The sequence below is a fragment of the Ruegeria sp. YTSC002 genome (assembly GCF_059609845.1).
On the sequence record NZ_JBXWML010000003.1, the window covers coordinates 111,005 to 124,436 of the forward strand.

12 protein-coding genes are annotated in these 13,432 nt (G+C 60.2%); 3 read left to right on the forward strand and 9 right to left on the reverse strand.

Translation table 11 applies throughout. The annotated features are described in order from the left end of the window. Nucleotides 1-55: 55 nt before the first annotated feature. The 9 genes from AC2FFD_RS08150 to coxB form a co-directional block, all read right to left on the reverse strand. Complete coding sequence (locus tag AC2FFD_RS08150; protein WP_117869702.1) at nucleotides 56-640, reverse strand: GNAT family N-acetyltransferase; 585 nt, start codon at nucleotides 638-640, stop codon at nucleotides 56-58. Then, nucleotides 640-1,902 (reverse strand): M16 family metallopeptidase, encoded by a 1,263-nt coding sequence (locus AC2FFD_RS08155; protein ID WP_425079778.1) that lies wholly within the window; start codon nucleotides 1,900-1,902, stop codon nucleotides 640-642. Before AC2FFD_RS08155 ends, AC2FFD_RS08150 begins: the two co-directional genes overlap by 1 nt. Beyond that, nucleotides 1,899-3,287 carry a threonine synthase gene (gene thrC / locus AC2FFD_RS08160; protein WP_171616270.1) on the reverse strand — a complete coding sequence of 463 codons (1,389 nt, stop codon included), beginning with the start codon at nucleotides 3,285-3,287 and terminating at the stop codon, nucleotides 1,899-1,901. Before thrC ends, AC2FFD_RS08155 begins: the two co-directional genes overlap by 4 nt. Further along, complete coding sequence (locus AC2FFD_RS08165; protein ID WP_496872800.1) at nucleotides 3,284-3,961, reverse strand: SURF1 family protein; 678 nt, start codon at nucleotides 3,959-3,961, stop codon at nucleotides 3,284-3,286. The genes thrC and AC2FFD_RS08165 overlap by 4 nt, the downstream gene beginning before the upstream one ends. A gap of 156 nt (nucleotides 3,962-4,117) precedes the next feature. Next, nucleotides 4,118-4,933 (reverse strand): cytochrome c oxidase subunit 3, encoded by an 816-nt coding sequence (locus tag AC2FFD_RS08170; RefSeq protein ID WP_170345005.1) that lies wholly within the window; start codon nucleotides 4,931-4,933, stop codon nucleotides 4,118-4,120. A gap of 22 nt (nucleotides 4,934-4,955) precedes the next feature. After that, a complete protein-coding gene (locus AC2FFD_RS08175; protein WP_170345004.1) occupies nucleotides 4,956-5,531 on the reverse strand; it encodes a cytochrome c oxidase assembly protein in 576 nt (191 codons plus the stop codon). Then, nucleotides 5,531-5,692 (reverse strand): cytochrome c oxidase system small membrane protein, encoded by a 162-nt coding sequence (locus AC2FFD_RS08180; protein WP_162896804.1) that lies wholly within the window; start codon nucleotides 5,690-5,692, stop codon nucleotides 5,531-5,533. The genes AC2FFD_RS08175 and AC2FFD_RS08180 overlap by 1 nt, the downstream gene beginning before the upstream one ends. Continuing rightward, on the reverse strand, nucleotides 5,689-6,639 hold the full coding sequence (cyoE, locus tag AC2FFD_RS08185) for a heme o synthase (protein ID WP_257600230.1): 951 nt from the start codon (nucleotides 6,637-6,639) through the stop codon (nucleotides 5,689-5,691). Before cyoE ends, AC2FFD_RS08180 begins: the two co-directional genes overlap by 4 nt. An 88-nt stretch (nucleotides 6,640-6,727) precedes the next feature. Next, nucleotides 6,728-7,639, reverse strand: coding sequence for a cytochrome c oxidase subunit II (gene coxB / locus AC2FFD_RS08190; RefSeq protein ID WP_170345002.1), 912 nt, complete (start codon nucleotides 7,637-7,639; stop codon nucleotides 6,728-6,730). 176 nt (nucleotides 7,640-7,815) lie between these two features. Between coxB and tldD the strand changes: the two genes are divergently transcribed. The 3 genes from tldD (at nucleotide 7,816) to topA (ending at nucleotide 13,411) form a co-directional block, all read left to right on the forward strand. Then, entirely contained in the window at nucleotides 7,816-9,237 is a 1,422-nt protein-coding gene (tldD, locus tag AC2FFD_RS08195) for a metalloprotease TldD (protein ID WP_496872801.1), read from the forward strand. 239 nt (nucleotides 9,238-9,476) lie between these two features. Beyond that, complete coding sequence (gene dprA / locus AC2FFD_RS08200; RefSeq protein WP_257600228.1) at nucleotides 9,477-10,601, forward strand: DNA-processing protein DprA; 1,125 nt, start codon at nucleotides 9,477-9,479, stop codon at nucleotides 10,599-10,601. A 167-nt stretch (nucleotides 10,602-10,768) separates the two neighbouring features. After that, nucleotides 10,769-13,411, forward strand: coding sequence for a type I DNA topoisomerase (topA, locus tag AC2FFD_RS08205; protein ID WP_496872802.1), 2,643 nt, complete (start codon nucleotides 10,769-10,771; stop codon nucleotides 13,409-13,411). Nucleotides 13,412-13,432: the final 21 nt, after the last annotated feature.

A 13,432-nucleotide genomic window follows, 5' to 3' on the forward strand; every position in this document is an offset into this window, starting at 1 on the left:
CTGGCCCCAAATATCCCGGGGGAGGCGCGGCTTGCCGCGACGGGGGCAGCGCCCCCTATCCCGCGTCGGTTTTTCCGCGCCGATCGGACCGCAGGCTGGCATACAGAACATGCGTCCGCCACCGTCCGTTGATCTGCAAATAAGACTGCGCCACGCCTTCATACTTGAAGGCCGAGCTTTCCAGCAGCCCGCGCGACGCCCGGTTTTCCGGCAGGCAGGCGGCTTCGATCCGGCTCAGGTCCAAACGGGTAAAGGCATGGTGAACCATCGCGCCGATGGCTTCACGCATATACCCCTGTCGGGCAAAGGCCTGACCGGTCCAGTACCCCAATGTGCCCGCCTGCGCGGGACCGCGCCGTATGTTGTCCAGCGTGATAGCCCCAACCAAGACGTCATCCTCGCGGCGAAACAGAAAAAGCGGAATTGCCGTCCCGGCCGCTACAGAACGTTGTGCCCAATAAACACGGTTGGTAAAGGATTTGCGGCTCAGGTGGTCCTTGGCCCAGATCGGCTCCCAAGGAGTCAGATAGTCTTTCGAGGCCCGCCGCAATGCGGCCCAATCGTTGAAGTCGGAATGTACAGGCGGGCGCAAGCTGAGCCGCGCAGTCTCGAGTTTCAGCTTGCGTCTGCCCAACAGCATCACGCCGCCCGCCTCTCCTGTAGTTCGGCCAATGTCGGCGCCCCCGAAACCGGCCCGTACAGCGCCAAAGCGGCAGGTGCGTTGACGGCCATCTGCTCGGCGAATACGCGCACATCTTCGGTGCTGACCGCATCAATCCGGGCCACCGTATCTTCCAGAGACGGGACCCGCCCCCAAATCTGAACCAGCCGCGCCAAGCGTTCGGCCCGGTTTGACGGGCTTTCAAGCCCCATCAACATCCCGGCTTTCATCTGCGCACGGGCACGGGCAACCTCTTCCGTGGTCATGTCCTCGGCTGCGCGCTTCATTTCGTCAATGGTGATGGTGGCAAGCTCTGCCACCTGATCTGCCGACGTACCGGCGTAGATCGTCGTCGTACCGGTATCGGCATAGGCACCGGTCTGGGCAAAGATCGTATAGCACAGACCGCGCGACTCGCGCACCTCCTGGAACAACCGCGAAGACATGCCACCACCCAAAGCGGTGGAATAGATCTGCGCCGTATAGATCGCATCGTCGCGATAGCCCGGGCTTTCCAGCGCAAGTGCGAAATGGGCCTGCTCCAGCTCTTTCTCCTGCCGTGCTTCACCGCCGGTAAAACGCGCAGGCTCGGCGATCAGCCCGGTGCGTTGTTGCAGATGACCGAACATCTCTTCTGCCATTTTCATCAGCTGATCGTGTTCCACGGCACCGGCCGCGGACAGGATCATCTGATCGGGGCCATAATGCTCGGCCACGAACCCCGACAGATCCTCGCGCGAGAACGCACTGACCCGTTCGGTCGGGCCCAGAATGGTACGGCCCAGAGGCTGGTCGTGATAGCTCTGCTCCTGCAACCAATCAAAGATTACATCGTCCGGCGTGTCATAGGCCTGGCCGATCTCCTGCAAGATCACGCCGCGCTCAACCTCAATTTCGCGCGGGTCGAAAACCGGGTTCAGGACGATGTCGCCGATCACGTCCATCGCCAGCGCCACGTCATCCTTAAGCACCCGGGCATAATAGGCCGTCACCTCACGCGAGGTATAGGCGTTGATATACCCGCCCACATCCTCGATCGCCTCGGCGATTTGCAGCGCCGAACGCCGCTCGGTTCCCTTGAACGCCATGTGCTCAAGGAAATGCGCGATGCCGTTCTGTTCGATCCGCTCATGCCGCCCACCGGCGGTCACCCAGATGCCGATGGCCGCAGATTGCAGCCCCGGCATGTGTTCACTGACGATACGAAAGCCGTTCTTCAGTTGGTCTTGTCTGACAGTCACTCGGCGATGTGCCCTTTGATATGATCCTCGATGGCACCCAGATCGTTGGCAATCCGGGTCACCCGTTCCGGACGTTCATACAGATCAGACATGCGGGATGGAAGAGGCGGATGCACGTCGCTTGCCTTCTCGACTGCGGCCGGAAACTTGGCGGGGTGCGCAGTGGCCAAGGTGATCATCGGGGTGCCGGTGGCACGGTGTTCTTCACCGACCTTGATCCCGACCGCAGTGTGCGGGCAGACCAGTTCCGCGCTGTGGGCAAGCGTATGCCTGATCGTCGCCAGCGTTTCGTCCTCGGACACCCGGCCCGAGTCGAAAGTCTCGCGCAGCGCCTCCATCGCGCCCTGACTGACGTTGAAACCGCCGGACTTGAGCTCATCCATCAACTGCGCCACGGCTCCACCGTCCTCGCCATAGGCGTAATACAGCGCGCGCTCGAAATTCGAGCTGACCTGAATGTCCATCGACGGGCTGATCGATGGGATCGTGTCGCCCTTGAAATATCCCTCGCCCGACAGACACCGGTGCAGGATATCGTTCTGGTTGGTCGCCACGACCAGACGGTCGATCGGCAGGCCCATGCGCTTGGCCAGATAGCCCGCGAAGATGTCGCCGAAATTGCCGGTGGGCACAGTGAAGCTGACCTTGCGGTGCGGCGCGCCGAGGCTGACGGCGGATGAAAAGTAGTAAACGATCTGCGCCAGCACCCGCGCGAAGTTGATCGAGTTCACACCGGCCAGTTTGACACCGTCGCGGAAGTCGAAATCATTGAACATGTCCTTCAGCGCGGCCTGACAATCGTCGAAATCGCCATCCACGGCCAGAGCATGAACATTGCTGTCCGCAGGCGTCGTCATCTGGCGACGCTGCACCTCGGACACGCGGCCATGCGGGAACAGGATGAACACGTCCACCGCGTCCAGCCCCCGGAACGCCTCGATAGCGGCCGAGCCGGTGTCACCACTGGTCGCGCCGACGATGGTCACGCGATCTCCGCGACGCTTCAAGGCCACCTGGAACAGTTGACCGATCAACTGCATGGCGAAATCCTTGAAGGCCAGTGTCGGCCCGTGGAACAGCTCCAGCAGAAAATGGTTTTCGTTCAACTGCTTCAGCGGCGCGCGGGCGTCATGGCCGAAACCTTCATAGGCGCGGCCGATGATCTGCTTGAACTCATCCTCGGCAAAGGACCCGCTGACATAAGGCCACATCACGCGGAATGCGATGTCTTCATAGGACAACCCAGCAAGCGCCGCGATCTCGTCATGGCTCATCACGGGGATCTCGGCGGGCAGATACAGACCACCGTCGCGGGCCAGACCGGTCAGCATCGCCTCTTCAAAGGTCAGTTCTGGCGCTTGGCCACGGGTCGAGATGTATTTCATTGCTCTTCTCTCTCAGAAGGGGCGCGGTTGCGCCACAGGAAATACCCGGTCATCACAGCCCAGACCAGAGCCAAGCCAAACCAGGTGATTGCATATTGCAGGTGATCGTTTGGAATTCCCGCCGTATCCACCGGCAAAGGCGTCACGTTCGGGTCGGTCTGAGACCGCGCGATCAGCAGCACCGGCTCGGCCCCCAAAGCGGCGGCCAGATTTGGCACGTCGCGGGCAAACCAGATGTTTTCATCGATATCGGGTTCAGGCGTGTAACCGTCGACCTCATCCGGCCAGTGCAGGTTGCCGGTGATCTCCATCGGGCCGGTCAGACGCGGCGTTTGCTTGGCCGTTGTCGGTATAAAACCCCGATCCACCAGGATTGTGCGGTCCTCGGTGCTGAACGACTGGATGATCCGATACCCTGCCCCCACCTGTTTGACCGAAACAAGCACATGGATTTCGCCTGGTTCCATCTCGCCCGTAACCGTCACCGGAAGATATTTGTCAGAGTCTTCTGAAACCTGCCGGGGCAAGGCGGTGGGTGCGGCTGAGATTCGGCTTTCGATCTCGGCCAGCACCTCCTGCTTCCAGGCCAGACGCTGAAGCTGCCAGATGCCCAGCGACAGCAGCACGCCCAAACCGGCAAGGCCGAAGATCAGCGGGAACAGAATGCGGCGCATGTCAGGGTCAAACCTCGTTTCAGGAACCGGCGTCTTGTTAAGGGGCGTGCGGGCCAAATTGCAACCACGCAATTGTATGGGGCGCAATCTTGCGCCCGGAATAGAGAAAAAGCCGCCCCAAGGGGCGGCTTTTGCAATTGGATCAGCTGATCGGTCTTACATCAGCGGAGCCTGTCCCCAGATGTAGACCGCGAAGAACAGGAACAGCCAGACAACGTCAACGAAGTGCCAGTACCAGGCGGCCGCCTCGAACCCGACATGTTTTTCAGGTGTGAAGTCGCCCTTGAGGGCCCGGATCAGGCAGACCGACAGGAAGATGGTGCCGATAATGACGTGGAAGCCATGGAAGCCGGTCGCCATGAAGAAGTTCGAATAGAACTGATCATCGCCAAACTTCCAGCCTTCATGGGCCAGCAGCTCATAATACTCGAACGCCTGCAACCCGGTAAAGGCGATGCCCAGAACGATACCGATGGCCAGACCGTTGATCAGCGCCTTGCGGTCATTGTCATGCACCAGCGCGTGGTGCGCCCAGGTAATTGCACAGCCAGACAGCAACAGGACCAGAGTGTTGATCAGCGGCAGGTGGAACGGGTCAACGGCGTGGATGTCCGGCTGGATGTATTCGGTGCCGGCATAGTCGTACATCGGGTACATGCGATGTTTGAAGAACGACCAGAACCAGGCAAAGAAGAACATCACCTCGGACATGACGAACAGGATGAAACCGTAACGCAGGCCGATGCGAACCACAGGAGTGTGGTCCCCCTGGCGGCTCTCGACAACGACTTCGGACCACCATGCGAACATGGTGTAGAGAACTGCGACCAGACCGGCCCAGAACATCCACGGCGTCACGCCGTGCATCCAAAGGACGGCTCCGAACAACATCACAAAGCCGCCGACAGCTCCGATCAGAGGCCAGATCGACGGGGCCAGAATGTGATAATCATGGTTTTTAGCGTGTGCCATCAGCGTCCCTCACCTACAGGCGTTAGTTCGTGTTTGTTTCTGCCTGCGCTTCAAGGGCGGCATAGCCCTCGGGCAGGTCGATTTCGTAGAATGTATACGACAGAGTGATCGTATGAACATACTTTGCTTCAAGATCTTCGACCATTTCAGGATCGACGAAGAAGGTCACCGGCATTTCTACGCGTTCACCGGGTTGCAGCACCTGCTCTTCAAAGCAGAAACAGGCAATCTTTTGAAAATACCCGCCTGCCGAATAGGGTGCCACATTGTATGAGGCCTGCCCCGCGATTGGGCGATCCGTTGGATTGTAGGCCTCATAGAAAGCCAGTCCGGTCTCGCCGATGCGCACTTCCATCTCGCGGACGACGGGCTTGAATTCCCAGGCCATGTCCTTGGCCTTGGATGCATCAAACCGTACGGTGACCGTGCGGTCCAGAATTTCTTCGGGGGCGGCTTCGGCAACACCCGTTGTTCCGCCAAATCCGGTAACGCGGCAGAACCAGTCGTAGAACGGTACCGATGCCCAGGCCAGGCTGCCCATCAGGACAACCACACCCACGGTTTGGGCGACCGTTTTCTGAGGACCAGACAGCGCCATCAGTTCTGCACCTCCTGCGTGGCCATGTTGAAATCAGTACCCGAGACCTTGACGATGGTCAGGCCAAAGATGATCACGATAAAGGCAGCCAGCGTCAGTCCAACGCCCAGATTGCGGCTGAACCGGCGCTGATGCAGTTCATGGCTTTTGCGCAGGCTCATGACCATCCTCCCAAACCATAGGGCTTCAGCAAGGCTTCGGCCAGAACAGCGCCGAAATGCAGGAAGAGATAGAGCAGCGAAAGTTTGAAAAAGCTGCGTTCGACCTTGAAGTTGTCGGCCTCCGAGTCATCCTCGGTCCGACGCGAAATTTGCCAGGCGCCGCGCAGGAACAACGCGTTCAACACCAGAGCCACGGTCAGGTAGATGGGACCACCGATGCCAGAAAACGCGGTTCCCACCGCCAGAATCGCCAGCAGGGCCGTATAGACGAGAATGTGTACACGCGTTGCACGGCGGCCGTGTGTCACGGTCAGCATGGGCACGCCCGCATCGTCATAGTCCGAGCGCATGAACAGGGCCAGAGCCCAGAAATGCGGCGGTGTCCACATGAAGGTCAGGGCAAACATCAGCCACGGCTCAACCGCCATGGACCCGGTTGCAGCCACCCAGCCGATCACCGGAGGGAAAGCGCCCGCCGCACCACCGATCACGATGTTCTGCGGCGTCGAGCGTTTCAGCCACATCGTGTAGACAACGACATAGAAAAAGATTGTGAAGCCCAGAAACGCGCCCGCGAACCAGTTGGTCGCAAGGCCCAGCATGATAACCGACAGGCCCGACAGGGTCAGGCCGATGGCCATCGCCTCACCCTCATCCACCTTGCCGGAGGGGATCGGGCGACCCTTGGTGCGTTTCATCACCTTGTCGATATCCGCATCCCACCACATGTTCAGCGCACCGGATGCGCCGCCGCCGATGGCGATGAACAGAATGGCGCAGAAACCGACAAAGGGGTGGACCGGAACCGGGGCCGCCAGCAGACCGACCAGCGCCGTGAACACGACCAGAGACATCACGCGCGGCTTCAGCAGGGCGAAGTAATCGCCAAAGCTGGCCTCGTCCGCGTGGGCGGTCGCTGTGCTGGCATTGATGCTTGCGTCGGTCATCTCGGGTCCTTTTGGGGCGAAAGCTGCGCGGTCAGCCCGCACAGCCTGCATTTCGTGTCAGGCGGGCTTCATCCCGCCCTCAGCGTGCTCAGTTCGAAGCAACCTGATAGTTTTGCGGCAGACCCGCATATTCTTCGATCGCGCCTTGCAGCCACTGGTCATACGCTTCCTGGCTGACGACTTTGACGGTGATCGGCATATAGGCATGGTCTTTGCCGCAGAGTTCCGAACACTGACCGAAGTAGATGCCTTCTTTCTCGGCCTGGAACCACAGCTCCGCCAGACGACCGGGTACGCCATCCTGCTTCACGCCAAAGGACGGGATGGTCCAGGAGTGGATCACGTCAGATGCGGTAACCTGCATCACGACAACCTTGCCAACCGGAACGACCACGGCGGTATCGGTGGCCAGCAGCCATTCGTCTTCGCTGTAGCCGGCATCCGCCAGCTTGGCACGCATGGCATCATCCAGAACAAACGGGGTCACGTCCGCGTCTGCCGGGCGCGCGCCCTCGTCCAGAGTGGCCGGATGACCCAGCAGGTAGCTGTCGAACGCGAATTCGTGATCGACATATTCATAGGTCCAGTACCACTGGTTGCCCACGACTTTGATGGTGATGTCGCCTTCGGGGATTTCCTGCTGTTTGAACAGAACCGGCAGCGAAAACGCACCGATAAAGACCAGAATCAGGATGGGGCCAAGGGTCCAGGCAATTTCAACCGGGGTGTAGTGCGAAAACCTTGCCGGCTTGGGGTTTACACGTTCGTTGTAGCGCACGATGCAGTAGACCAGCAGACCGGCTACCAGCAGGCAGATTGCGGTGATGATCACCAGAATCATGCCGTCCAGACGCTGAATTCCCGTGGCAAGGCTGGTAGCCGCGGGTTGAAAACCCATACCGCCGTCAACCGGCTTGCCAATAATCTCAAGCTCCTGAGCCATGGCTGGAAGGCTGGAGAGGGCTGTCATAAACCCTGAAAGCATCAAAGCATTCTTCATGTTCTGTCCTGATCGTTTGATCTTTGCGTCCCTGGCGAAAAGGTGTGAATCGGTCGCACCTCTCCCGTTGTCTTTGGCCGCGTTAAAAACCATATTCCGTCGGGTAGATAAAGCAAAATGCTTGCGTCAAACAGACGCTATTTTTGATCTGGATCAAACCCGAAAGGTCCCAACCCATGTCCGACGCCCCGTTTCACCCCTTTGAAAGCGCTCTTCCGCACGATGAAGCGCTTGCCATTTTGCGCTCGGCCACGGACGGTGCCGAGGACGGAGAGCTGTTTGTCGAGCGGCGGAAATCCGAGTCTCTCGTGTTCGATGACGGACGTCTGCGCACCGCGTCTTACGATGCGTCGGAAGGGTTCGGGCTGCGTGCCGTACAAGGTGAAGTGGCTGGATATGCGCATTCGACAGACGTCTCGATTCCTGCCCTGAAGCGGGCGGCGGAAACCGCAAGACTGGCTGTGGGGGATGGCGGCGGGGTCCTGGCGGATGCTCCGCGTTCCACCAATACGCGCCTCTATACGGACGAAGACCCGATTGAATCCGCCGCGTTCCCGGTCAAGATCGAGACATTGCGTGAGATCGACGCCTTCGCGCGCGATCTGGACCCGCGTGTGGTTCAGGTCAGCGCCACGATCGCGGCAGCCGTGCAAGAGGTCGAAATTCTGCGCCCCGATGGTGTGATGGTCCGTGATGTGCGCCCCATGACCCGCGTGAACGTTTCGGTCATTGTCGAACAGAACGGACGCCGCGAAAGCGGATCCGCCGGAGGTGGTGGCCGGGTTGGCCTGAGCGGGTTGATCGACCCCGCCGACTGGCAGGCCAAGGTACGCGAAGCGCTGCGCATTGCGCTGGTCAACCTGGACGCAGTTCCCGCACCGGCCGGTGTCATGGAAGTCGCGCTTGGCCCCGGCTGGCCAGGCATTCTGCTGCACGAGGCCATCGGCCACGGCCTGGAAGGCGACTTCAACCGCAAGGGCAGCTCGGCCTTTGCCGGGTTGATGGGTCAGCAGATTGCTTCCAAAGGTGTAACCGTGGTGGATGACGGCACGATTGCTGATCGTCGCGGCTCGATCACCGTGGATGATGAGGGCACGCCCAGCGCGCGCACGGTGCTGATCGAAGACGGCGTCCTGACCGGCTATATGCAGGACCGCCAGAACGCGCGGCTGATGGGGGTTGCTCCAACCGGCAACGGGCGGCGGCAGAGCTATGCACACAAACCCATGCCGCGCATGACCAACACGATCATGCTGGGCGGCGAAGCCGATCCGCAAGCTCTGGTGGCTGATATCAAGGACGGCATCTGGGCGGTTGGCTTCGGCGGCGGTCAGGTGGACATCACCAATGGCAAGTTCGTTTTCTCGTGCACCGAGGCGTATCGCGTCGAAAACGGCAAAATCGGCGCGCCGGTCAAGGGCGCCACGCTGATCGGTGACGGGCCCTCGGCTTTGAAACGCATCCGCGGGCTGGGCAACGATATGGCGCTGGACCCCGGCATGGGAACCTGTGGCAAGGACGGGCAATGGGTGCCGGTGGGTGTTGGCCAGCCGACCGTCCTGATGGACGGGCTGACTGTCGGCGGATCGGCCGCCTGAGTCGGACGCGGCGCAATCCAAGAGGCGCAGGGTTAACCCAGCGCCTCTTTTTTCGCGAAGATCGCCTTTAGTGTTCAAAGCGCTCCTTCTGACTGAAAGTTTTTTATTTTATTTATTATCAATATCTTACATTCGACAACCCTGACAAGATTGCAAAAAAACACTTCTAATTTTCAACGATTCACAAGCTGTTAACTGCCTGTCCCGTAAACCAGTTCTGCAACAAGGCGGAGCAACGGATGACCGAAGAGCAGCTTTCTTCCAATCACCCCCCACTCCCACCCACCACGGAAGAGGACCGGTTTTCGTGGCTTCGTCTGTTGCGTTCTCGCAAGGTCGGTCCGGCGACATTTCGTCGGCTGCTTCGCGAACATGGCTCAGCGCAGAACGCGCTGGCCGCGCTGCCTGAAATGGCACGCGCCGCCGGTATAACAGGGTATGAAACCTGCCCCCCCGGCGTGATCGAGGCGGAACTCAGGGCCGCAAAAGCCGCCAAAGCGCGGCTTTTGTGCCTTGGGTCCGCTGAATTCCCCGCGACCCTGGCTGAACTGAACGAAGCCCCGCCGCTGCTTTGGGCGATCGGAGACCTTTCGCTGCTGCAAAAACCAGCGATTGCGATGGTCGGTGCGCGAAACTGTTCCTCGCTCGGCGCGCGGATGGCCCGTGGCCTGGCCACCGAACTGGGCAGCAAGGGGCACGTTATAGTCTCTGGCCTGGCGCGTGGCATCGATACAGCCGCGCATATGGCCGCGCTGGAGACCGGCACGGTGGCTGTCATGGCCGGTGGCGTTGATGTGATATATCCCGCCGAAAACACGGAACTGGCCCATGATATCGCGTCCAGCGGCTTGCGGATTTCAGAACAACCGATGGGCGTGACGCCGCAGGCGCGGCACTTCCCGCGTCGTAACCGGATCATTTCGGGCCTCGCGCAGGCGGTTGTCGTCGTCGAGGCTGCTGCCAAGTCCGGCAGTCTGATCACGGCACGGGACGCATTGGATCAGGGGCGCGAGGTTCTGGCCGTTCCCGGCCATCCGTTCGATGCGCGGGCCGCCGGTTGCAATCTGTTGATTCGTGATGGCGCCACACTTGTCCGATCCGCTGAAGACGTCATTGAAGCCTTGCCGCGGCAGGACGACCTGTTTTCCCGGCCAACCGAACCGCCCTCGGAACCAATCGCGCGCCCTGCAAGAAACCTGCACGAGCAGATCATCGCGCGGCTTGGCCCCTCGCCCATCGCCGAAGATCAATTGCTGCGGGATATCGCGGCCTCGGCCGGTGAGCTTGGACCGGCGCTGATCGACCTTGAACTTGATGGGCGAATCCAGCGTCAGCCCGGAGGTCTGCTGTCGCTGGCAAGTTGATCGAACCCTCGTTCCGGCGTGCCCGGTTTCTGAAGATCTGTGGTAGCGCACTGAAATCACGGCGCTTTTCCACCGACGAAAGGAACGCATTGACAATTCCTGCTTGCCCCACACATTTTGCACCACCATAGAAGGCGCCAAATTCGTCGAGCGAGGATTCCCCTTAAATGCCCGTAGTTGTTGTAGAATCTCCGGCCAAAGCAAAAACAATCAATAAATACCTGGGCCCCGACTACACAGTTCTGGCCTCTTACGGCCATGTGCGGGACCTGCCGCCAAAGGATGGATCGGTCGATCCTGAGCATGACTTCTCGATGAAATGGGAGGTCGGCAACGACAGCCGCAAGCATGTAAAGGCCATTGCCGACGCGTTGAAAGAAGACAATGCGCTGATCCTCGCCACCGACCCCGACCGCGAGGGCGAGGCGATCAGCTGGCACCTACAGGAGGCGTTGACCAAACGCCGCTCGATCAAGAAGGATACGCCCGTCAGCCGCGTGACCTTCAACGCCATTACCAAGGACGCCGTGACCGAGGCGATGCAGAACCCGCGTCAGGTCGATATGCCTTTGGTCGAGGCCTATCTGGCCCGCCGCGCGCTGGATTATCTGGTGGGGTTCAACCTGTCTCCGGTTTTGTGGCGCAAACTGCCGGGTGCTAAATCGGCGGGTCGCGTGCAATCCGTCTGTCTGCGCCTGATCGTCGAACGCGAGATGGAAATCGAGGCATTCAAGCCGGTGGAATACTGGTCGGTTCGGGCGCTGTTCGAGACACCGCGCGGGCAGACCTATGAGGCGCGTCTGGTCACGCTGGCCGGCAAGAAGCTGGACAAGCACGATCTGGCCAATGCGACGCAGGCCGAGCTGGCGGTTCAGGCCATCACCAGCCGCGCGCTGAGCGTGACCTCGGTCGAGGCCAAACCCGCCGCCCGCAACCCCAGCGCGCCGTTCATGACCTCGACCCTGCAACAAGAAGCCAGCCGCAAGTTCGGCATGGGTGCGCGCCACGCAATGCAGGTGGCGCAGCGGCTTTATGAGGCCGGGTACATTACCTATATGCGGACCGACGGCATCGACATGGCGCCCGAGGCCGTGGCCGCGACCCGCGAGGCCATCGCTGATCGCTACGGCGCGGAATATGTACCGGACAGCCCGCGTATCTACAAAAACAAGGCCAAGAACGCGCAGGAAGCGCACGAGTGTATCCGCCCGACGGATATGTCGCGCGATGCCAAGGCGCTGAAAGTGACAGACGAGGATCAGCGCAAGCTTTATGATCTGATCTGGAAACGTACCATCGCCTGTCAGATGGCCGCCGCGCGTCTGGAGCGCACCACCGTCGAGATCGGCAGCGATGACGGTCAGGTCGGCCTTCGCGCCACGGGCCAGGTCGTAATGTTCGATGGGTTCATGCGGGTGTACGAAGAAGGCCGGGATGACGTCGCGGACGAGGATGAAAAGCGTCTGCCACAGATCACGCAGGGCGATCCGGCCCGTTTTGCCAAGACCTCTCTGAAGGATCAGTTTGCCAAGGCGACCAGCGACAGCGGCGACAAGGTCGCGAAAGAAGCGATCCTGTCCGAGAACGAATCCGTTCTGGCCCTTCAACACCACACCCAACCGCCCCCGCGCTATACCGAAGCGACACTGGTCAAAAGGATGGAAGAGCTGGGGATCGGGCGCCCATCAACTTATGCCTCGATCGTAACGACGATCCAGGACCGGGAATATGTCCGCAAGGACAAGAACCGGCTGATCCCCGAGGAAAAGGGGCGGATCGTTACGATCTTCTTGCTGAATTTCTTCCGGCAGTACGTTGGCTATGAGTTCACCGCTAATCTGGAAAAAGAACTGGATGACGTCAGCGCCGGGGAACGCGACTACAAGGACCTGCTGGGCAAGTTTTGGCGTGATTTTTCAGCCGCGATTGGCGAGACGTCCGAGCTGCGGATTTCCGAAGTGCTGGACAGGCTCGACGAAGCTCTGGCTCCGCAGCTCTACCCGCCGCGCGAGGATGGGTCCGATCCACATATCTGCCCGAAATGCGGTACCGGTCAGTTGCACCTTAAGACCTCGCGGACCGGTGGGTTTGTCGGATGCGGAAACTATCCGGAATGTACCTATACGCGCCCGATTGCCGGTGAAGGCGCGGAAGGTGACGAAAGGCTGCTGGGTGAAGATGCCGGGGATGAGATCTGGTTGAAATCCGGCCGGTTCGGTCCTTACGTTCAGCGGGGCGAACCCACGCCCGAGAACAAAAAGCCCCCGCGGGCATCCCTTCCGCGCGGGTGGAGCAAGGATGACATGGACCTGGAAAAGGCTCTGACGCTTCTGTCCCTGCCCCGTCAGATCGGCGAACACCCCGAAGGCGGCATGATCAGCGCGAATTTCGGGCGGTTCGGTCCTTACCTGATGCATCAGCTGCCGGAGGAGGCAAAGCCGGTCTATGCCAACCTCAAAGACCCCAATGACGTGTTCGAGATCGGCATGAACCGCGCCGTTGAGTTGCTGGCCGAAAAACGGGCAAACCCCGGTCGGGGACGGCGGGCCGCGGCGAAGCCTCTGAAAGAGTTGGGTGAGCATCCGGATGGCGGCGCGATGCAGGTTCTGGACGGGCGCTATGGGCCCTACGTGAAATGGGAAAAGGTCAACGCGACGATCCCCAAGGACATCAAACCCGAGGACGTGACGCAGGAGATGGCCATCGAGCTTGTCAACGAGCGCGCTGCCAAAAAAGGCACCAAGAAAAAGGCCGCGCCCAAAAAGGCCACGTCCAAAAAGAAAGCAACCACCAAGAAAGCAACAACCTAGGCTGACAGGTGGTCGGGGTTG